Here is a 20,827-nt window from a genome sequence, read left to right as displayed (position 1 = left end):
GACGACCCAAAAAACCTTGGGTCGCCACTTAGAGTTCTAGGTGCAAGACTTGTTGCCGAAAGCAACCTCAGTTCCCCACCTTTGCAAGTACATCCGCCTTCAGGAAACGCTCAATAAACAGCATGAAGCCGACAGATGGCACCAGCAGGATCAGGGAGGAGATGGACGCGATTTGGTAGTTGCCTTCCATGCTGGAGGTAAACAGCAACATCGGCAGCGTCACGACATCTGGCGCACCAACAAAGTAGGTTCCGGTAAACTCGTCCATAGAGATGAGGAACACAAAGATCGCGCTCGCCATAACGCCCGGCAAAGCCAGAGGCAATGTCACATCAGTAAACGTGCGCCAACGCCCTGCCCCCATGTTACGCGCAGCAGCTTCCAGTTCCGCATCCACAGCAGCAAAAGCAGCAGTTGCAATCCATACGGCAAACACGAGCCCTTGACTGGCGTGAACCAGCACAACACCTGCAATGGAACCAGTCAGATCCAATCCATAGAAAATGCGAGCAACATTCATATGCACAGCAACCGCCGGAAAGGCCTGCGGCAGGAGAAACAGCAGCATGATGAGATAGCGGAACGGCATTTTCCCACGCGCCAGAGCATATCCAGCTGGAATGGCAATTGCCAGACTGACCACCACAGTCAGCAGCGCAATCCAGATGCTGGAGAACAGGGCCTCAGTGGCATTACCCTCAGGGCGGAAAACACGTTCCCAGAAGGAAAAGCCATACTCCAGAGGCAGCTTGTAAGGAAAGTACCAAACTTCCGCGACAGCCCACAAAAGCATGTTGGTGATTGGGCCAAAGATCGCAAAAGCCAGCAGGCTCATGGTGAGAACGCGGGTAACTGTACGCACCCAAGTGGAAGAAAGAGCAGCTTGCACCATCTTATGCTCCCTTATCTTTCAGGCTCTGACGCAGATAGAACCACGCAACCACCCCGGTAAACAGATAGGACATGATGCCCAGCGCATTAGCGACGCCATAGTCGCCGTAGGAGTTGATCCGCCACGCCATATCAACAGTCAGCATGGTCGGCGACTGCGCGTTGATCATAAGCGGTACAGAAAGAACAGAGAGCATCACCACATAAGACAGGATCAACCCAACCATCAGCGTTGTCGCAATCTGCGGCACCACAAGCTCAATCAGAATACGCAGGCGGGAAGCCCCAAAAATCCGGCCAGCGTCAATCGTGGTGCGGTCAATGGAAGCCATAGCGCCCGCAACAAGCAGAGCCACAAACGGCGTCTGCTTCCAAACAAAGGTGATCACAATCCCGCGCCAGTCCAGATAACTCTGCGCCGCCAGTGGCTCGATAATGCCAGAGCTGGTGAGGATGTTGTTCATCATCCCGTTCTTTGCCAAAAACGTCCGCATCAACTGCGCACTTACAATAAACGGAATGAACAACGGCCACCGATAAAGCCACTTGAGGACTGCGACAGCCGTCGGGTTTTCGCCAAGCGTCAGATAGCCCGCAATAGCAACAGCCAGCACGCCGATAACAACCGTAGACAAGCTGACAATCACAATCGTGAACAGAATATCTTTGGAATAGAACTCAATAGCCTTGGTAAAATTGGCGATATGCCAGCTGCCTTCGCCATTGTCTGTGAAGGCTGAAACCACAGAATAGCCAAAGGGATAAACAAACAAAAAGCCGATCATCAACAGTGCGGGTGCAACAAGCAATATTGCCCCCATCCGACCCGGCCCAACTGACATACTTTGTCCACTCATGGACACCACCTCTCACCAAAACCAAACTTGCCGGGAGAGACGCACGCCCCTCCCGGTTTCTTTCAGATATGCTTAGTTAGAAACCTGCCGCTCGTAGCCTTCTTTGATGTCGTCAAAGTAAGGACCAATCGGGAACGGTTTACCTTTCTGAGCAAGTTCAAGAGGTGTGACGTCAGTGAACAACTTGGACCAGACTTCCTCATCCAAAGCTGCTTTCACGTGGTCTGCATCGATGCCTGGATACCAGTTGAAGCGGTTCACAATGCCTTCTGCCTGAACAGCAGGGCTGGTTGCCAACTCGATGAACTTTTCAGCCAGATCTTTGTTCGCAGCCTTCGCAGGGGTTGCGTAGTAGTAAGGCTGACCAGGCATACCCGGCGCAATCAGTTTCAGCTTCAGGTTTGGTGGAATACGGCCATCGCCCTGCCAGGAGTAGAACATGTCGACCCAAACTGGACCCATCACGATCTCACCACGGTTCAACATGTCCAGAGTACCAGCATTACCCGGAGTGAAAGTCACGTTCTCGTTGAACGCTTTCAGATCAGCATAAGCCTGTGCCCAAGTGTCTTTCTTCGCCGGATCGTATGGTCCGCTCTGCAAGGTCTTAGTATCGCCAGCGTAGGTGTACATCCAGCCAGTCACAAACGCGACGCCGGACATACCGTTTTTGATGCCGTTATAGCCGAACTGTTTTGGGTACTTCTCTACCCATGCACGCAGCTCGTCATAAGACTCAGGTGGGTTTGGCACCAAAGCCGGGTTGTAAGCAATCGCCGTCTGGCTATGGAACATTGGCATCACATAGCCGCCAACATAAACGCCAAGCGCATTTTCAGCCGTCGCGCGCGTCACCATTTTGCCGGTTTCGATGTTGTCGCGGAAATCAGCCAAAAGGCCTTTTTCTTTCATCTCGCCGGTTTTCTTCTGCGCAGCAACAATAACGTCGATGTCCCACTGCTCTTTACCCGCAGCAGACTGTGCTTCCAGCTTTTCAAGAATTTTCTGAGAACCAGCATCTCCCGGGCCGGTCCCAGTGACGCGAACTTTCACGCCTGGGTATTTTTCTTCAAAAAGCGGGCCCAGATAATCGGTCACATATTCAACCATGTTCTGGGAGCCGCCGGTAATCACGTTCAGCTGGGTTTCAGCCGACGCAGGCAGAGCAACAGCAATCACAGCACCTGAGATTGCACCTGTAAGAACTGACTTAAGTGTCATCACTCAAAATTCCTGGGTTAAGATCGTTGAGAAAAAAGTTCTATTCACGTTTAAAAAGGTGTCAGGCCGCCTCGGAATAAAGGTGAAGCCCACCAGCTGGCACGCAGATCGTCACCACATCGCCAACTGCATATCGACAAGGATCGTCGATCATGTAGAGCTGCCCGGCGCTTTCTATTTCGTAGCGAAATACCCCCCCCGGATAGCTGAGTTGTGTCACCCTACCCGCCAGAGCCAAATGCCCCTCAGGTACGGCTTCATCGGCGCGCAAATGTGCTGCACTGGAGCGGAAACGCCCCCGAACAGATCCGGCAGCTGATGCCTGCCAGTTCACACCTCCATCACCAATCTCGTTTGAAACGCTTAAGCTGGCAGCCTTGACGGCCTCCTGCCTTGCAATGCTCAAAGTTCCATTTGCACGCTCAACATTGAGGGCAATTTCGTTCTCAGCGCCCATAAAGGTCGCAACAAAATTGGACTTTGGCTGCTCATAAACTTCCAGCGGTGTGCCCACCTGCGCAACGTGCCCTCCATTGAGAATAACAATGCGATCGGCCATCACCATCGCTTCTTCCCTGTCGTGGGTCACATGCACTGCCGTCAAACCCATACGCTGTTGCAAAGAACGGATCTCATGCCGCATGGACAAGCGAATGCGTGCATCAAGATTGGAAAGCGGCTCATCCAGCAACAGGATCGGGGAATCGACAGCCAGTGCCCGGCCAAGCGCCACACGTTGACGCTGACCACCAGAGAGGTTGGGCACCTTGCGGTCCCCAAAGTCAGCAAGTCCCAGCAGCGTCAACAGCTCATCAACCTTCCGGTTGATCTGCTCCTTGGACATCCCACGCAGCTTCAGGCCATACCCCATGTTCTGACGAACCGTCATATGAGGCCAGAGCGCATAACTTTGAAACACCATCGCCATGTTGCGTTGCTCGGGCGGTAACTGTGCAACATCATTCCCGTTAACGCGGATCTGCCCCGACATGGGTTTGATGAAACCGGAGAGACTTTTCAGAAGAGTTGTCTTTCCGCAGCCAGATGAACCCAGCAGCGCAACAAACTCAGAAGAGTTGATTTCAAGATCAATGTCATGAAGAACACGGGTCTTGTCGTAACCAACACAAAGCTTTTCGATTTCGATTCCTACGCCAACCATTCCGGAAACTTGCCCCCCTTTAAGCAACCAAAGCATTATGCTATGAGTTTTGGCAATCGATTGCAATAGAGGTCTTCTAAGCGACTTCTTTGAAGTTAAAATGACAATCATCCAAGATAGTAAGAAGCGATGAAAAGACTGACAGGTAAAGATGTTGCACGTGCCGCAGGCGTTTCTGTCTCTGCTGTTTCCCGTGCGTTCACAGCAGAGAATCGCCTCAACAAAGCGACTCGCGATCACATTTTAAAAGTCGCTTCTGAGATGGGGTATCGCCCCAACGCACTTGCACGCTCCCTCATCAAACAAGAATCAGATCTGGTCGCTGTCGTCTTCGGAAACACCGATGGCATGTACGATAAAGATTTCTTCAATCGCCTGTCGACCGCTCTGCAAAAACGCGGAAAATGGGCCCTGCAAATACGCTCCGAGGAAGAAGAAAACATTGCCGAGACTCTGGGCAAAGCACTGATGTATCCGGTTTCAGCTGCCATCGTGCGTGCAGGCACAGTTGATCTGCAAGTGATCGAAAACAGCAAGAAAATGCACGTGCCACTGATCTACACAGGGCTGGGACCAACGGTAAAAGGCGCAGACTGTGTGTGGTTAAACTACAAGCGCGGCGGTCTGCTTGGCACGCGGCACCTAATCAAACGCGGATGCAAAAAGATCGCTTACATCGGCGGTATTGAAGGCATCACAGCAGACACAGGTCGACGCGAAGGATATCTGGAAGCACTGGGCGAAGCTGGCCTTCAACCGCATGGTGTCTCACAAACCCGGTTCGATTTCGAAAGCGGCCTGCAGGCCGCATTGAGCCTCCTGCAAAGTGATAATCCGCCTGACGCCTTTTACTGTGTCTCGGATGCTGCCGCTCTTGGGGTTTTGAATGCAGCAAAATCCATATTGAACCTGCGTGTTCCGGAAGATGTCGCCGTCGTAGGATCAGACAACATGCCAATGGCTGCCTGGCCTTGCTTTGATCTGACTGCAGCAACCAATCCAATCGACGAGATTGTCCAAAACCTCATGAACACGCTGGAAGCCCGCCTTGCAGACCCGGATCAGCAGGAAATGTCCGTCGTGGTAGAACCCGAACTCGTCATCCGCGGCAGTGCGTAGCTGAGAGCAGTCAAGACACCAACAACTGAGGCTGATGCATCTTCAAAAGCATCAGCCAGAGCCTATGAAGTCACGATATCATGGACAGTCTTGATCGCCCTCCTTGGGCCTGATGACACAAGATAAAATCGCAGCTAGCCCCTCAGGCACCTCAACCTCCCGCATGTACTCATCACGGCCATACCGCAAAAACTCGCTCCGAAAATCAAAGTCAGCCCAAGGCTCGTTCGTCTCTCGCAGACTGAGAGCAACATTTTCGGCCCTCAGAAAGTCACCAATTTCAAGCAGGCTATGAAAATAGGCCAGACGTGCAGGCCAGTGCTTTGGTGTCAAAGGAGCACTTTCGTGATGCTTGGCAAGAGCAGCCGCAGCCGCTTCCATCCTCTCCCCCTGAAAGTGCAACAGGCCCAACCGGCCAAGTTGTTGAGGCGTCAACACTCCTTTACCGTCAAAGAAGGAAAGCTCTGAGAGCTCTTCCTCATAAAGCCCCTCAAACTGTAACGTGGAGAGCAGCTTGTTACGATCCTCAGGCTCTGCGCTCAATCGTGCGACCGCCTTTAAGGTTTCCACATACCCTCGAAAGTCACCTGCCAATCGGTGGTAGAGCTCAATCTTGCGCAACACCCAAAGGTCATCAGGAGAGCGCTCAATATACGCCTCATGCATGCGGTGCATCTCCTCAACAAATCCCAGTTGCTCTGCAATCTCAGCCAGCTGAAGATACTCCTCCGGGCTGCTGTCGTCCTCCTCAAATGAGGCCAGCAAATGCTCCCGGGCCTCATGATACTTTTGCTCTTTGATCTGAACAGCAATCTTCTCTGTTTGCCCCGGAACAAGCGCATAGCCGATCCCCAGAAACAGCAGATAAAGCGACAAATACTTGAGAAAGCGGATCATGGCCGCCTCCTCATCGTCGCCATGCGTGCCGTCGAAGCCCAGTTTTTACATGTCAATGAAATGTCTAACGACTCCATCCCGGATACAGCCAGATCCAAACGCAAAGATCCATCCGGCAAAGGCTGAACGTCATCACTCAAGATAAGCTCATCCTCTCTCCTCACCTTCACCCGATGAAGGCTTGCAGACAGGCCACGAAACTGAAACTCTCCAGCTCCAAACCCAAAAGCACGAAACCCAATACGGCAAGGCTTATGCACCCAGTCGTAAACCTGCCACCGGGCATCCGTGATGCTGGCAACATGCTCATCGCCTGTGCTGTGCGATGACTTCAACACAATCTCCGGAACACGAACCGCCGGATCCAGCGAAACATACAGCGAGTTCTGGTGGTGCTTTGAGCCAATAACGCCTTTGCTCTTCGCTAAATCAATCTGCCACTGCTCTGCATCATCAAAACGGAATGACTGAAGCCTCCCCCGTTTCAAAACAAGCCAGCTGTGATCACTCGTCTGGTAAAGTTTCACCCCAAAAAAGCTATTTGCAATAGCAGCATACTGCGAGGCAAAGATCGGCAAATAAGCCCCATCACGCGCCCGATTCAAATGCTTCCGAACCGCTCGCAGCGATGCATCATGTTCCGCAGAATAGGTGTGGTAATACACATTGTAGGGCCTCAGCCGGATCGGGCTCTCAGTATTATCAACGGTCTGATGTAACTGCGAAAATCCGTAGAATGGCCCCGTCCAGTCATTCGTATATGTGTTCTCGTTGCTGGAGACAGCATAGATCTGCCGCTCCGCGCCAACCTGGCGGGATAAGGGGGCCACATAACTCAGAGAAGGCCAGTCACGGTCAAACCGCGTATCGCCGCCATTCATGTTGTAAACACCAAGCTTACGAGTATGCGCGAGCGCTTCCTCAAAGGGCCGCGTGTCACCAGACCACAAGAACAACTTCGCTTTTTTTCCACTCGGAGCAAAGCTTTCGGCCTGAGAAAGAGAACCTCCGATCTCTCCCACCAGCGAGAACGGTTTGCGCATATAATAACGCGGCATAGAAACATTCTGCGCCAGATAAGTCTTAAAAGAAGCCTTGCCTCTTTCACCAAAGAAACGCTTGGAGAGCCAGCTCACAGGTCCCTCAACTGCTGGCTCTTTTGCAACATTCTTCTCACGAATAAGCGCAAGCTCTTTAGCACGGTCATAATCTTGATAAAAAGCCCAATGAAATGGGTGGGAGTGGGTATGGCTGGCCACTTCCACCTGCGGGAGAGCAAACAACTCTTTGACCAGCCCAACACTGCGATCATCCCCTCCCTCACTCCGATCAACATCCGCTGTCACCAGACCATAAGTGACAGGTAAATCAGGGTAGGGCTCAATCAGCTCTCGAAGCATCACTTCACCGGACAATGCCTTTTGTCCCCGATACTTGGAGGAGTAGGAGACATTGTTCCAACCATCCCCATCAATGTGCGAGAAATAAATTCTCCTCCCCATCAACGTAGACGTATCCGGAATGGGAAAGCGCTCCTGCTTAAGCGCTCGTTGAAGAAATCCAATCGGATCAATCAACCACTTCTGGCGGTTGAGCACATCGTCAGTCGCAATGGCAAAGCCGGGTTGAACATAGGCTCCTCCAGCCCCGATAAAGGCCAACTGCGTTCGTTCCGTCGCAACACGCACAGGCGGCTGAGCAGAGGCAATCGACTGCCCCTCTGGGGATATGCGCGTAACCAGTGAGTACCCCGGCAATACCTTGTAAAGGGGCCGCTCGAAGGCAGTTAGTTCTGAATCCAGACGAAGATCTGAAGAGGCGCTTGTGAGCATCACGAACCCGGCCTCAAACCGAAGCCCCAGATGCTGCAAGAACAGATTCAAGACCTCCCCGTCATCTTCCAGATTGCGAATTCCGGTCTCACCAAACACAAGAAACTGCAATCCCGAACTCGCCTGCTTATCGGCCCATGCAAAGTATTGATGCGGATCAGCCAATGCCCCTTGGAACCAGCTCACAACAGCAGCTGTGTTTTCCGTAGATTTCATCGCAGACAAACCCGCATTCACGTCAACATACCGGATCGAATAACCAAGGTGATTCAACGGCATCTCAAGAAGGTTATGTATTGCCGTTGCAGATGGCTCTGCCTCACGAAGGCTATCGTACAAACCGATAACCTCTCGCTTCACCAAGGTGGCCTGCGAATTATTGATGAAACATACAAAGCAAAACAGCGCAAAACAGTAGAAAATAAGGGCGCGAACCTGCCTAGTAATTCCAGCTAAAAACAATTGCCACTCACCTTCAATATAGAAGGAGTACAAAGAACAATCGTTACGCACTTCACGCATCCTGAAGTCACCAATAAGTAATTTAAGACTGTATACTTATTGCAAACAAATCATTTTATATCCAACCCCGAACTTAATACCCTAACTTTCCATAGAGTTGAATATAAATAAAACAGCAAGTAAATATTCCCGGCCACGAATGAAGATTTAAAACACAATCTATACTGATGATTTTGACAATAGGACTATTTATTCGCGATGTATTCGGATCAGTATTTTTCAAGTACCACTGAACATCATAAAAAGAAGAAAGCGAAACGCACACCGGAAAAGCGCTACCACGCTTTGGAGGTCGTCCTGCTGTTCTTCCCCTTCCCTGTAGTGTCTGCGATGTATCCTGAAATCCCACTCTGGAGCATTTCGCCAAGCCCGTTGTGGATCCCGATCATTATTGCCAGCTCTATTCTTGGAACCCGTTCCGGAATCCTCGCCGTTCTGGTAGCGCTGGCGATCACTCTTTGGCACATCCCGCCACAAACCATGGGCGGACAGGGTTTCTTTGAGTACTTCACAAACACAGGCTTGCAACCAACACTCTGGCTCCTGACAGCCATTGTACTCGGAGAATTCAGGACATCACTGCTGCGCAAAAACCAAAAACTCCAAAGCCAGTTGGCCCATGCCCTCGGACAACGAGACACAATCTCTGATTACTGCACCACGCTCACGCTTGAAGCCGAGAACCTGCAAAGCCGTATAGCTTCGATGGAAACCACAAGCCCGGTCAGTGTGTGCAAGGCAATCGACAAGCTGAGTACGCTGGATCTTCAAAACAACAGCAAACAGCTGGACACTCTTCTTGCCAACCTGATCGGCACGACCAGATATAGCCTCTTCAAGTGCTCAAATAAGCGCCTTGGTCTCCTCCATTCCAACACCACGGCATCATCTGAGCTGAAACCTTCGCGTGAGCAGCAAGAACAAGCATGGCTGATCAACCATCCGGATACGACCGAGCTAACTTCTCTGGCTGGTGATAAAAGAGTGTTCAGGTCTCGCACGCCCAGTGGGAGCCTTGCGTTTCTATTTGGAACTCCAGGTTCAAACAGCCTGCGAACGGACGGTGAAGCACTGCAAGGAGCAATCATTTTCCATCAGTTGGAAGCGCACCTGCTCGAAGAAGACTCCACTGTGCTGTTAGAAGCCATCAGCAGCGCACTCTCAAACAACCTCCTTAGCCACAACGCAGCCCCAATGCCAGATAACCTCGTCGCCTTCTATTCGGTCAACGCTCCCCAAACGAGCAACAGGTTCGACAACTCGGTGATCTAGGATGGTTCAGGATACGTTGCCCGATGCGCCAACCACCAAGCAACCTTTCAGCCTCTCAATAATCTTGCTGCCGGTTATCATCGTGACCGCAACACTTATCGAAGCTTGGTTCTTCTCGCAGATCATCCAAAACTCTGAGGTAATTGGGCTTGCTGCTGCGTTTCATTGTCTGGCAGTCGTGCTCTGCCTTTTGCTTATGACAAACATCCACAGCACTGGCTTTGCGCTTTTTGATTATGGCATCTTGCTCTTCGCACTGTTTGGCCCATTGGGAGGATTGTTAGCTTCTATCCTGATGCAATTGGATGGCAGAAGACAATCGGCCCGGCTTGCCAAATGGCACGCAACACTTGCTCTTGAAGATACGCCAACCAAACAAGCCAACATATTCAGCAAGATCATAAGCAACCGGTCATTGGACATGACAAATGGCTCGCCGAAGCCATTCCAGAAAATCTTTGCCTCAGGAAACACTCAGGACATCAAAAGAGCTCTGTCCATCATAACGCTCAAATACAAGCCCGAGTTGCTGGAGTTCCTTCAGGCCGCACTCAAAAACGACAAGCCTGAGATCCGCGTTCAGGCAGCCGCTGTTTACACCAAACTCAAGCAACGCTTTCAAAACGATATCTCGGAGATGATCACTCTCCCCTCAGAAGCGTCAATAGAGCAACGACGTGAGGCAATCACACGATTACAGGCCGCAGCCCTCTCTCAACTCATCGACACATCCCAGCGAGAGCAAGTGACATCCACGCTACGCAAGTTCCTGAAAACAGATGCACGCCCCGAAGCCGAAAAAGCCCTGACCCTCTTGCGGGCAGACCGCCTCATTCAAAAAGAAGCTCTCAAAGAGGCACAGCTATGCCTGAAGCAATTAACTCGCGTCAAAGATCTGGAAGCCTGCGCGATGAACCAGCGCATAAAGAACAGGCTTGAACGAAGAACGGTTCAGCCTGCGCACGAACAGGCCTTGGTCAACTGAGAGGGTGAGTGGTATGCGTTCTTCGTCAACAACAGACGTCTGCATGATCGTTGAGGGCTGCTACCCTTATGTTGCCGGAGGCGTATCCTCTTGGATCAATTGGCTTATCTCAGGCCTGCCAGACCTCACCTTCTCTGTCGTCGCAGTTCTCGCCAGCTCACAAAATGGAACACCCAAATACAAGTTACCACCAAATGTGAAGCACTATCAGGAGCTTGCTCTTTTCGATATCCATGATCCCGAGCCCGTACCAGATTACGGCACCTCCAGCACACAAGGCATCTCAAGAGAGCTCCGCGCCTTCCTGAAAAACGGCAGCAAAGCGCGCTTATACGATCTTGATCGTCTCGTGAACTCCACCACCCGCCCATGGTCCATAAACCAGCTGACCCACTCTGATCTCACCTGGAACGTCATCTGCCAGATGTACGAGGAGATTCTGCCGGAAACCTCATTCCATCACTTTTTCTGGGCTTGGTACACATTGTTCGGCGGCCTGTTCGCAGTCCTAAAAGCTCCCATCCCGCAAGCCAGGGCCTACCACACCATTTCAACGGGATACGCAGGCCTGTTCGCAGCAAGAGCAGCCTTGAGCACACAAGCACCGGCAATCATCACCGAGCACGGCATCTACACCAACGAACGCCGCATAGAGATCCTGCTCGCAGACTGGATTGAAGACAGCATCAATAAAGGTTTCTCGCTGGATGATCCTCGCCTTGACCTGCGCGACCTCTGGATCTCGGCCTTCGAAGCATTTGCCAGATGCTGCTACAACAGCTGTTCGGATATCACCACGCTTTACAAAGACAACCAGTTGATGCAGCTGTCTCAGGGAGCCTGCCAAAGCAAAATGCAAGTCATTCCCAACGGCATCAACCTCGACAAATTCAAGTCTGCACAAGCCCAGCACGACAACCACAAGCCAACAGTGGCGCTCATTGGGCGCGTGGTCGCAATCAAGGACGTCAAAAGCTTCATTCATGCCGTCGGCTTGCTGAAAAATGAGCTTCCTGATGTGAATGCACTCATCCTGGGGCCAACAGACGAAGAACCCACCTACTTCGAGGAATGTCATAAGCTCGCAGTGCAGCTGGGTCTGGAAGAGACAATCACATTCACAGGTCCGGTCAACATCGCTGAGTACCTGCCCTCCATTGATCTCGTCGCACTCACCAGTTTGAGCGAAGCCCAACCCCTCGTTCTTCTCGAAGCTGGAGCCGCCGGAATTCCCTGTGTCGCAACTGATGTTGGCTCATGCAGAGAGGTCTTGGAAGGACGCGCAGATGATCCCCATCCACTCGGGTCTGGCGGCATCATCACAGAGCTCGTGTCCCCATCCGCAACAGCACAAGCCATGGCCAAACTGCTAAGGGATGATGAGCTTCGCCAGCAATACGGAGTGCAGCTGCGACAACGCATAGAACGTGACTACAACGAGCATCAAGCACTCAAATCCTACAAGGGTTTGTATGAGCGGAACTTCGAGAGACAGCGCCCAAAAGCAAAACACCTTTTTGCATAAAACCAAAGATCACATCACGGTATCGGAGACTTTGAATGGCAGGCATCGGCTTTGAGCTGCAACGTCTAACTCACAAAGGTGATTTGTCGTCTCATGTACGGGCTGTCTTCCATGCAAGCATGGTCATCGCAGGCCCTTGGCTCATGTTCATTTTGTGTGTCCTGTTCATCTCACTTCTCACAGAACAGCAACTGGGCTTACCACTACTCACCGGCTTCAGAACAAAACTGATTTACATCCTCGGCCTTTCGCTTCTCACAAGCGCTCCCGTCTTGATCATCGCCATAAGGATGGCATCAGACGCCATTTATTTCAGAAAATTCCATCTCATTTCGCAAATCTATCTGGGCGCGCTATATGTCTGCGCCCTGCTGACAACAATTGTCAGTGCACCAATCCTGATAATGCTCCTGAATGTTCCGCTTCATGACGTGATAAGCATCATCGTTTCCTGCGTGATCGCCAGCCTGCTCTGGATTGCCCTCGGCTTCAGCTCAAGCCTGCAAAATTACAGAAGCGTCAGCCTATCCTTTGCAACAGGCTTACTTCTCACAGTTGCACTCATCATCTACAGCACAGCACATAGTCCCAGCGAGTTTCATTTACTTGGCGCCTTCAGCCTGGGTTTCCTGTTGTGTTTTATCTGGCTTTCAACAGAAGTCCTCTTCACATTCCCCGCGTCGCACTACGCTTTCACAACAACGCTGACATATGTTGCAGGTGCCATGAAGCGCTATTGGCCCCTTGCATTGGCCGCAATATTCAACATCAGCGCACTATGGGTCGACAAAGTCATCATCTGGCAAAGTGCAGAGGGCCAACTTCTGCCCAGCGGCCTGCGGCATGCACCCGCCTATGACAGCTCAATATTCATAGCCCAGCTACTGCTTATCCCACCTTTGGCGCTGTTTTTGATTGAGGCCGAAACCAACTTTTTTCGAAACTTCAGATCCTACATCCAAACGATCACGGGACATGGCACTCTCGTTGAGATCCGCGAGAAATCAGAAAACCTGAAGACAGAAGCGATCTATACATTGGGGCGCATCACACTAATCCAGCTAGCACTCTGCGCGCTGCTTGTCCTGTTCTCTCCAATGGTGGTCGAATCTCTGAACTTCGAATACCGACAAGCTGCGGTAATCCGAATTGCAGCAATCAGTGTACTCTTTCAATTCTTGTTTTTCGCAGCCTCTACAACACTCATTTTCATCAATAAAAACATGGAAAACATGCTGTTGCAGCTCGCGTTTTTATTGCTCAACGCCAGTTGTACCTACGCAACCTTGTTTCTTCCTCGGGAATATCTTGGCTTCGGCTACTTCGTCGCCTGCCTGACAGCAAGTTTCCTGGCTGTGGCGACACTGCAAAATGCCTTTAAAAAGCTGGACCAGCACATCTTCTTTCAGGCGCGTCTCTCCCTGAGGCCCAACATCTGGTATGAAGCTCTTCGTTAGAAGGCGACCAGCGTATCCAACGGCCTACGGGTAAAGAGAGAAATCACGCCCAACTCATCCAGTTCCTTGCGCGCGCGCCTGCGCTTGTCTCCATCCTCCAGGTACTCGATTACGAAGACTGACAGACCATCCCTTTGCGCTTCAGCCAGAAAGCCCCAACTCCAGTCAATCAGTTGAGGGCTATTACGGGCTCCATCTTGATAGGCGCCAAAAAGCAAATCTTCCTTGCTGATCCCGTCAATCTCATCGCGGTATTCTGGAAACCGCAGCAGCTCTTCCCCGTTTTGGGCGACAATAATGAAGCCGGGCTCCTGCGCTTTCGCCAGTCTGGAGATTTTCCCGACAAACTTCACCATTCTAGCCTGCGCTTGATCCCCCTCATCATACCGCTGGAAAACATCAACACCATCCAGATACACACCATCATAACCAGCAGAAATGATGTGCTTGAGATAGGCCATGATGAGGCCTTGCCATTCTGGTTGCCAGAATTTGACGGTGTAATTACCGGGCCAATTGGGATTTTCATCACCCAGCCATTCAGGAGGGGTCTCCTGCCAGGTATCTTTCCAGTAATCCCGATAATCCTCTGCTTCACCTATGCTGAGATAAGCAAGCACACGACGTCTGGAACCATCTGGCTTTTCCTTGGCCTTGGCAATTTCATAACTGGAAAACCGACCCCGTGCAGTGCCGTCTTTGGAGTAATCAATCACCACAAGATCGAGATCTGACCTATGAATTTTCTTGATCTCGATATCCTGCAGCTGAACGCCCCACCGCGACACATCATTCAACGGCGCTTGCATCTCTTCCACCTTGTCATTGGAGCAACTCAAAAGGAACAAAGCAGGAGAAAAAGCAACAAAAGCGAGGACAAACCTGAGGTAAAACATCGGCGCTCCATGCAACAGGCCCCACACCATATGCCCAGACAAAACACAACGCTATGCCTATTCTTTCTTATGAAAATTTCTCAGGTCAGCACGCCAGAAAACAACCCGAAGCAGCTCCAGCCACAACGTCGGATCAAATCCGGAAGAGTGGCTGCAGAAGCTTGGGAAAGAAGCCTTTGAAGTCGAGTGGTGCGTCGGTCACAGCAAGGCAGATGCAGTCTTCTTCTGTATCTGCAATGGGCTGGTGATGCACATGTTCGTCTGCTTCCTGAACATCGCCGATCTTATAACGTCCGGTCTCATCACTGAACGATCCTTGCAGCACCAGTGTCATTTCTGATCCGTGGTGTGAATGCTCAGGCGTGACAAACCCCGGAGACAGTTTCAACAAACGTGCACTTTCGCCTTCGCTCGATTTAATCGGCAAAATGAACTGCCGGATCCCTGGACCAACCATCTTCCATTTGATACCGCTATATCCATGCCCCAGCACATCCCACAGCGCCGATGGCACGCCCTTCTCAGGCTTGGGTTCAGCCAGATAGGCACCCGCCGAAAGTGTTGGCTCGTTCTCAACCCGAGCCATCAGAAGGTCGAACATGTCGTCAGAAGGCTTTTGCTGTTCGGTGGTTTGAAGCATCGCGCCTGCAAGGGCTTCCGCTTCAGCTAAGCGAGCCTTACATCCTTGGCAAAGCTCCAGATGACAGGAGACGAGCAAGGCATGCCCTGCAGGCAAAGACCCGGTTGCATAGGCCCATACGATTTCGTCGCTGAGGTGATGGTTGATCATAGGTCCACCCCTTCCAAAAGTTTCCGTAAACGCCCAAGTGCCAATCTCATCCGGGATTTAACAGTCCCAAGCGGCAATTCCAGGTACTGAGCGATTTTTGAATGACTGGCATCTTCATAAAACGCCAGTTTGATGATGGTCGATTGCTCTGCTGGCAACAGGGGAAGAACCTTCTTCACCCGTTCGCTGAGTTGTGATTGGTGATGGTCATCAAACTGCGTCTCTTCTCCAACCAGCGCATTGGCAAAAAACTGATCATCTTTGTAAAGATACCGCCGCTCTTTACGAAAACGATCAATGCGGAGGTTACGAGCGATCGTGTAAATCCAGGTCGACGCTGAAGCCTTCCGGCTATCAAACATCTCAGCCTTTCGCCATACAATCACAAAGGTTTCCTGAACCAGTTCCTCTGACAGCTCAGAGGTTGCTCCTCCTTTGAGAAAGTAGGTCTTGAGCCGAGGAGCAAAGAACTCAAAGAGCTGGCGAAAAATTTGACGAGACCGCTCCCGCCCAAGAGACTGGAGCAAAGCGCTCAAATCTGCAGAGGTCAGGCTGTTCTCGCTCTCGCCATCATTATTTTGAAGCTGCATCGTAACCATCACTCTGCAAACCGCCGGGTTGTGTCACATAGTCTTTTTACCAAACAGTTTGTCAATTGGATCACTTTTTCCTGCCTAAGGTGATCCATTTCCAATCAACGCTCCTAAAAAGAGAAACTTTGGATTGGATGTGAGCTATGAAAATTGCAATTATTGGGAGTGGAATTTCCGGTCTTTCCGCAGCCTGGCTTCTCTCTAAAAGTCATGATGTAGATATCTACGAGAAAGATGATCGTCTCGGCGGCCACGCCAACACACAGCACGTAAAAGTCGCTGATCAAGACGTCGCTGTAGACACCGGTTTCATCGTCTATAACGAAAGAACCTATCCCAACCTAACTGCACTCTTCAATCATCTGGATATTCAAACAGACCCAACCGAAATGTCCTTCGCAGTTTCGCTTGAACAAGGCGCCCGCGAATATTCCGGCTCAGGTCTGAAAGGCCTGTTCGCTCAAAAATCAAACCTCTTCCGCCCCAGCTTCCTGCGCATGGTATCGGAAACGCTCCGCTTTTATAAGGACGCACCTCAGGACGCCGAAGATCCAAAACTCCAGTCAGCAACACTGGGCAGTTATCTCACTCGAAACAACTATTCAGCCAACTTCATCAATGAGCATCTGCTTCCCATGGGCGCTGCCATTTGGTCTATGCCTCCACAACAATTGCTGCAGTTTCCATTCCGCACGTTCATCGGCTTTTGCAACAATCATGGCCTTTTGCAAGTACGCGACAGACCGCAATGGCGCACAGTTTCTGGCGGGTCTTGCAACTATGTTCAGAAACTCGCCTCAGAGATTTCCGGCAAAGTCATTTTGAATGCCGGCATTTCAGATATCCAGCGCAAACCCGGATCGATCACGGTTTACTCAAGAAGCGGTCACGCATCCTCCTACGATCATATCGTGTTTGCGTGTCACTCAGATCAAGCATTTGCCCTGCTCAATGCTGAAGGCAATGCCTCTCGGGCAGAACGTCAGATCCTCGGATCGATCCGGTATCAGCGAAACATCGCCATCCTGCATCGCGACATTTCCCTTATGCCGAAACGCAAAACAACCTGGTCCGCATGGAACTTTATTGGCAATAAAATGGGAAACAACGCTCCGTGCGTGACGTATTGGATGAATGCCCTTCAAAGACTGAACACCTCTGAGGATGTGTTTGTCACCCTCAACCCGAGCCATCAACCAACTGAAGGCTCCGTACTGCGCACCTTCCAATATTCCCATCCGGTATTCGATCAAACTGCACTGTCCGCTCAAAGGCAACTTTGGCAAATTCAGGGGGAACGGCGCACTTGGTTCTGCGGCGCTTACCTGGGCTATGGCTTCCATGAGGATGGGTTGCAGTCTGGCTTGGCCGTCGCTGAGGCGCTTGGTAACGTCCAACGCCCATGGACATGCGATAATCCCAACGGACGTATCGGCCTGCCTGAAGCCTGGCCCCACGGAAGCTATCAGGAGGCTGCGGAATGATCCTGACAGGACGACAGCAGGAAGCCTCAAATGCACCGCTCAGGATCTACCTGGGCGATGTAGTGCACTGCCGTCATGATCAGATCGAACACAAGCTCAGCTATAAAGCCGTTTCCTTTTCAATCGACATCGACCGATTACAGGACGTGAACCAGATATCGCACTTACTGTCCGTCGACCGGTTCAACCTATTCAGCTTCCATCCATCAGACCACATGGAAGAAGGTCATTCATCCCTGCGCGATTATGTAGAGGATGTGTTGAAACAAGCGGACATCACTGCCATTCCCGAACAGATACGGCTCCTCGCCTACCCTAGATTTTTAGGAAGAGCCTTCAATCCAATCAGTGTGTTCTACTGCTATTCGAAAAACAGATTGGAAGCCATTCTCTATCAGGTTCGAAACACCTTTGGCGACATGCACCATTATGCCGTTGAAATAACGCCATCTGAACATCAAGGCATTCAACAGGCCTACCGACACTCCTGCCCAAAGAACTTCCATGTTTCACCGTTTCTGGAAGTCTCCGGCCATTATCATTTTGTGGCGCGCCCGCCAACAGACCATGTTTCACTCATCATTCGGCTGACACAGGGCAACGCTCCTGTATTGACCGCCAGTTTTCAGGGAAAGCAAAAAGCAGCGACAACAACGCGTCTCCTCAAGATCGGCCTTCGGTACTTCCAGAATTCGGCAAAAATCCTGGGCCTCATTCATTTCGAAGCCCTCAAACTCTGGATCAAAGGCGCCCGCTTTCACAAGCGACCAGCACCGCCAGCATCCATCGTAACGAGTATGCACAAGCAAACTCCAGCACTCAAAAAGACCAAAATAAACTCAGGGAGACACCCATGACACTCAGAGATCACTCCTCCCTCAGTCCGTTGACCGGCACAAAAGTGACAGAGCTTAACCTCTCTTCAAAACTCTGGAAGACATTGCTGGACCGTATGCTCCGCCGTCTCTCCGAAGGTCATTTATGGGTCATTCTTCCCAATGATCAAATGCTTTCCTATGGCAACCCGTCTGGGAAAGGCCCGGTCGTAACCGTCAAGATTTTAAGCACTCGCCTTTTATGGCGTCTTCTTTCCGGTAACTCTCTCGCATTGGCCGAAGGGTATCTGGAAGAAGACTGGCAATGTAGCGACCTGAGGTCTCTGTTCGATTTGCTGGTGGCCAACAAACACATCATGCAATCTGTCACCAAGCGCGGCATCCTCTCACGCGCTTTCGCCCGCCTGCGCCATTTGGCAAATGCAAACACATTAAACGGTAGCAAGCGCAACATCGCGTTCCACTACGATCTTGGAAATGACTTTTACAGCCACTGGCTCGATGAGACGATGACCTACTCATCTGCCTACAAGCTAAAACAGCACGAAACACTCGAAGACGCCCAGCGTAGAAAGTACGATCGTGTCTTGCAGATGACCGATACACAACCAGACCAACAAATTCTGGAGATTGGCTGCGGTTGGGGTGGCTTTGCTGAACATGCCTGCACTGCCGGACGTGATGTGCACGGCATCACACTCTCGCAGGAGCAGCTCAGATTTGCCCAATCCCGCCTTCAATCCCAAGAAACTGACGGAAGTGCATCCTTCGAACTGCGCGACTATCGCGAAACGCAAGGCCAGTACGACGCCATTGTCTCAATCGAGATGATCGAAGCGGTGGGTGAAGAGAACTGGGCCGGTTATTTTGAAAAGCTCAAGTCTCGCCTGAAACCCGGTGGCACTGCTGTCATTCAGGCAATTCTCATCTCTGACGAAAAGTTCCATAGTTACCGCAAGAACGTTGATTTCATTCAGCGCTACATCTTCCCGGGAGGTTTGCTCCCCTCAGCGAAGGAACTTGCAAGGCAGATTGAGCAACAAAAACTGCAACTCGTGACACGTGAGTTCTTTGGTGCAGACTACGAGCAGACACTCATACGCTGGAGAAAGTCGTTCTTCCAGAGCTGGCCAGAAATTGCCAAGCTGGGCTACGACAACCGCTTCAAGCGGATGTGGCATTACTATCTGGCATATTGTGAGGCTGGCTTTGCTGAGGGAACCATCAATGTTGGCCTGTTTCAGATCAAAAAACCAATTTGACGAAGGTGAAGTTGGGCCAGACAGGCCCAACCAATCTTTTAGATCGCAGCACGCGAAGCAATCCACCTGATCATCGCACCAATAACCGGCAGCTTGCGATAGAAATGGCGTGAAGCATCCCAATAATCATAGTGCGCACAAACTTTGGCATTCTTGTCAAAGTGCACCTCAGTCACCCCCCGCACGCCCCAGTTGCCAAGCAGTTTTTGCTTGCAGGTAAAATCCCAACGCATGAAACACAGATCACCAGACCAGGCCAAATCGAGTATCTTGAACCGTGGCTCCTGAACATCCTCATACATCTTGTGAAAGACCTTTTCGAAGTTAGCACGCCCTTTCACATCATTAAACGGATCAATGAAGTGCACATCATCACTGATGAATTCATGAACGTCTTCGATACGGTCCGGCGTAACCTCTTCAAAGAAAAGCGCATACAGCTTTGCAGCAGCCTCCAGATCAGCTCTCTCAGTCATCGTTTACTCATCCTTCTCGTAACCGGAAAGTAGAGAGCGTATGGCAACAAGCGCAGGATCTTCATGATAGCGGCAAGGCGGAATGGAAAGTAAATCTCAAACTTGCGCTTCTCAAGTCCCCTATAGATATCATTGGCAGCCTGCTCTGGTCCCAGAAGAAACGGCATCTCAAAGGTGTTCTTGTCAGTCATGGGGGTCTTTACGAAGCCCGGATTTACAAGCGACAGGTCAATCCCAGCCTTGTCAAAGTCAGATTTCAAACTTTCACACAGGTTGATCAGCGCCGCTTTGGTTGGTCCATAACAGGCAGCGTTGGGAAGACCGCAATACCCGCTTAAAGAACTGACGATCGCGATGTGCCCTGCACCTTGCTGTTTCAGCAACGGAAAGAGCCCCGCAATCACACGTACAGCACCAAAGTAATTCGTATCCATGGAAGCCACAGAATGCTCTTCACTCAGCACATCTATGCCACCCGGAAAGTACACGCCTGAGCAATACACCGTAAGGTCAGGCAGTTTGCTGGTCTGCTGAAAACGCTCCAAAGCCTCAGAGACTTGCACTGCATCGGTCACATCAAGCGGCATCACGTCAACACTGCTGGCATCCTGAGCAACAGCCTGAAGCTTCTGCTCATTTCGCGCACTGACAGCAACCTGCCATCCAGAACGCGCATACAACTGGGCAAGGCTTGCTCCAATGCCGGAACTCGCTCCAATAATCCAAACCAGCTTCTCATGTTCTGCCATA

General features: G+C 51.1%; 19 protein-coding genes. 8 read left to right on the top strand and 11 right to left on the bottom strand.

Annotated features, from left to right (window positions below; genetic code table 11):
* Positions 1-67: 67 nt before the first annotated feature.
* The 4 genes from PsW74_RS04515 to PsW74_RS04500 form a co-directional block, all read right to left on the bottom strand.
* On the bottom strand, positions 68-892 hold the full coding sequence (locus PsW74_RS04515) for an ABC transporter permease subunit (protein WP_063290075.1): 825 nt from the start codon (positions 890-892) through the stop codon (positions 68-70).
* Position 893: 1 nt separating this feature from the next.
* The gene (locus PsW74_RS04510; protein WP_063290166.1) at positions 894-1,712 is read right to left on the bottom strand and encodes a sugar ABC transporter permease; all 819 of its coding nucleotides are present in this window, start codon (positions 1,710-1,712) and stop codon (positions 894-896) included.
* A gap of 108 nt (positions 1,713-1,820) precedes the next feature.
* Positions 1,821-2,969, bottom strand: a complete 1,149-nt coding sequence (locus PsW74_RS04505; protein WP_063290076.1) for an extracellular solute-binding protein — start codon at positions 2,967-2,969, stop codon at positions 1,821-1,823.
* Positions 2,970-3,030: 61 nt separating this feature from the next.
* Positions 3,031-4,131 (bottom strand): ABC transporter ATP-binding protein, encoded by a 1,101-nt coding sequence (locus PsW74_RS04500; protein WP_057463649.1) that lies wholly within the window; start codon positions 4,129-4,131, stop codon positions 3,031-3,033.
* A 129-nt stretch (positions 4,132-4,260) separates the two neighbouring features.
* Between PsW74_RS04500 and PsW74_RS04495 the strand changes: the two genes are divergently transcribed.
* Positions 4,261-5,250 (top strand): LacI family DNA-binding transcriptional regulator, encoded by a 990-nt coding sequence (locus PsW74_RS04495; protein WP_063290077.1) that lies wholly within the window; start codon positions 4,261-4,263, stop codon positions 5,248-5,250.
* A gap of 78 nt (positions 5,251-5,328) precedes the next feature.
* Here the strand turns inward: PsW74_RS04495 and PsW74_RS04490 are convergent, their stop codons facing one another.
* Both PsW74_RS04490 and PsW74_RS04485 read right to left on the bottom strand, forming a co-directional pair.
* On the bottom strand, positions 5,329-6,147 hold the full coding sequence (locus PsW74_RS04490; protein ID WP_063290078.1) for a hypothetical protein: 819 nt from the start codon (positions 6,145-6,147) through the stop codon (positions 5,329-5,331).
* Complete coding sequence (locus tag PsW74_RS04485) at positions 6,144-8,339, bottom strand: hypothetical protein (RefSeq protein WP_208987835.1); 2,196 nt, start codon at positions 8,337-8,339, stop codon at positions 6,144-6,146. Before PsW74_RS04485 ends, PsW74_RS04490 begins: the two co-directional genes overlap by 4 nt.
* Positions 8,340-8,699: 360 nt before the next feature.
* Between PsW74_RS04485 and PsW74_RS04480 the strand changes: the two genes are divergently transcribed.
* From PsW74_RS04480 to pelG, 4 genes are read left to right on the top strand one after another with little or no spacing between them, the layout of a single operon-like run.
* Positions 8,700-9,773 (top strand): hypothetical protein, encoded by a 1,074-nt coding sequence (locus PsW74_RS04480; protein ID WP_063290079.1) that lies wholly within the window; start codon positions 8,700-8,702, stop codon positions 9,771-9,773.
* A gap of 1 nt (position 9,774) precedes the next feature.
* On the top strand, positions 9,775-10,758 hold the full coding sequence (locus tag PsW74_RS04475) for a hypothetical protein (RefSeq protein WP_063290080.1): 984 nt from the start codon (positions 9,775-9,777) through the stop codon (positions 10,756-10,758).
* Positions 10,759-10,771: 13 nt separating this feature from the next.
* Complete coding sequence (gene pelF / locus PsW74_RS04470) at positions 10,772-12,283, top strand: GT4 family glycosyltransferase PelF (RefSeq protein ID WP_063290081.1); 1,512 nt, start codon at positions 10,772-10,774, stop codon at positions 12,281-12,283.
* 35 nt (positions 12,284-12,318) lie between these two features.
* A complete protein-coding gene (gene pelG, locus PsW74_RS04465) occupies positions 12,319-13,740 on the top strand; it encodes an exopolysaccharide Pel transporter PelG (RefSeq protein ID WP_063290082.1) in 1,422 nt (473 codons plus the stop codon).
* Here the strand turns inward: pelG and PsW74_RS04460 are convergent.
* The 3 genes from PsW74_RS04460 to PsW74_RS04450 all read right to left on the bottom strand — a co-directional run bounded on the left by PsW74_RS04460 (position 13,737) and on the right by PsW74_RS04450 (position 16,016).
* Entirely contained in the window at positions 13,737-14,636 is a 900-nt protein-coding gene (locus PsW74_RS04460; RefSeq protein WP_208987834.1) for an MJ1477/TM1410 family putative glycoside hydrolase, read from the bottom strand. The genes pelG and PsW74_RS04460 overlap by 4 nt on opposite strands.
* A gap of 133 nt (positions 14,637-14,769) precedes the next feature.
* Positions 14,770-15,426, bottom strand: a complete 657-nt coding sequence (locus PsW74_RS04455) for a ChrR family anti-sigma-E factor (protein ID WP_063290084.1) — start codon at positions 15,424-15,426, stop codon at positions 14,770-14,772.
* Positions 15,423-16,016, bottom strand: a complete 594-nt coding sequence (locus PsW74_RS04450) for a sigma-70 family RNA polymerase sigma factor (RefSeq protein WP_063290085.1) — start codon at positions 16,014-16,016, stop codon at positions 15,423-15,425. Before PsW74_RS04450 ends, PsW74_RS04455 begins: the two co-directional genes overlap by 4 nt.
* Before the next feature lie 146 nt (positions 16,017-16,162).
* On the opposite strand from PsW74_RS04450, the gene PsW74_RS04445 reads away from it, so the two are divergent.
* Genes PsW74_RS04445 through PsW74_RS04435 form a run of 3 tightly spaced genes read left to right on the top strand, consistent with a single transcriptional unit; the run spans position 16,163 to position 19,601 of the window.
* A complete protein-coding gene (locus PsW74_RS04445; RefSeq protein ID WP_063290086.1) occupies positions 16,163-17,503 on the top strand; it encodes an FAD-dependent oxidoreductase in 1,341 nt (446 codons plus the stop codon).
* A complete protein-coding gene (locus PsW74_RS04440) occupies positions 17,500-18,360 on the top strand; it encodes a DUF1365 domain-containing protein (protein ID WP_063290087.1) in 861 nt (286 codons plus the stop codon). Before PsW74_RS04445 ends, PsW74_RS04440 begins: the two co-directional genes overlap by 4 nt.
* The gene (locus tag PsW74_RS04435; RefSeq protein WP_063290088.1) at positions 18,357-19,601 is read left to right on the top strand and encodes a cyclopropane-fatty-acyl-phospholipid synthase family protein; all 1,245 of its coding nucleotides are present in this window, start codon (positions 18,357-18,359) and stop codon (positions 19,599-19,601) included. The genes PsW74_RS04440 and PsW74_RS04435 overlap by 4 nt, the downstream gene beginning before the upstream one ends.
* Before the next feature lie 38 nt (positions 19,602-19,639).
* Here PsW74_RS04435 and PsW74_RS04430 read toward each other — a convergent pair whose 3' ends face one another.
* Both PsW74_RS04430 and PsW74_RS04425 read right to left on the bottom strand, forming a co-directional pair.
* Positions 19,640-20,077 carry a nuclear transport factor 2 family protein gene (locus PsW74_RS04430; protein WP_063290089.1) on the bottom strand — a complete coding sequence of 146 codons (438 nt, stop codon included), beginning with the start codon at positions 20,075-20,077 and terminating at the stop codon, positions 19,640-19,642.
* A complete protein-coding gene (locus tag PsW74_RS04425) occupies positions 20,074-20,826 on the bottom strand; it encodes an SDR family NAD(P)-dependent oxidoreductase (RefSeq protein WP_063290090.1) in 753 nt (250 codons plus the stop codon). The genes PsW74_RS04430 and PsW74_RS04425 overlap by 4 nt, the downstream gene beginning before the upstream one ends.
* Position 20,827: the final 1 nt, after the last annotated feature.

The organism is Pseudovibrio sp. W74, from assembly GCF_001623085.1.
Taxonomy (GTDB): domain Bacteria; phylum Pseudomonadota; class Alphaproteobacteria; order Rhizobiales; family Stappiaceae; genus Pseudovibrio.
This window is presented reverse-complemented; position numbering and strand designations above follow the sequence as displayed.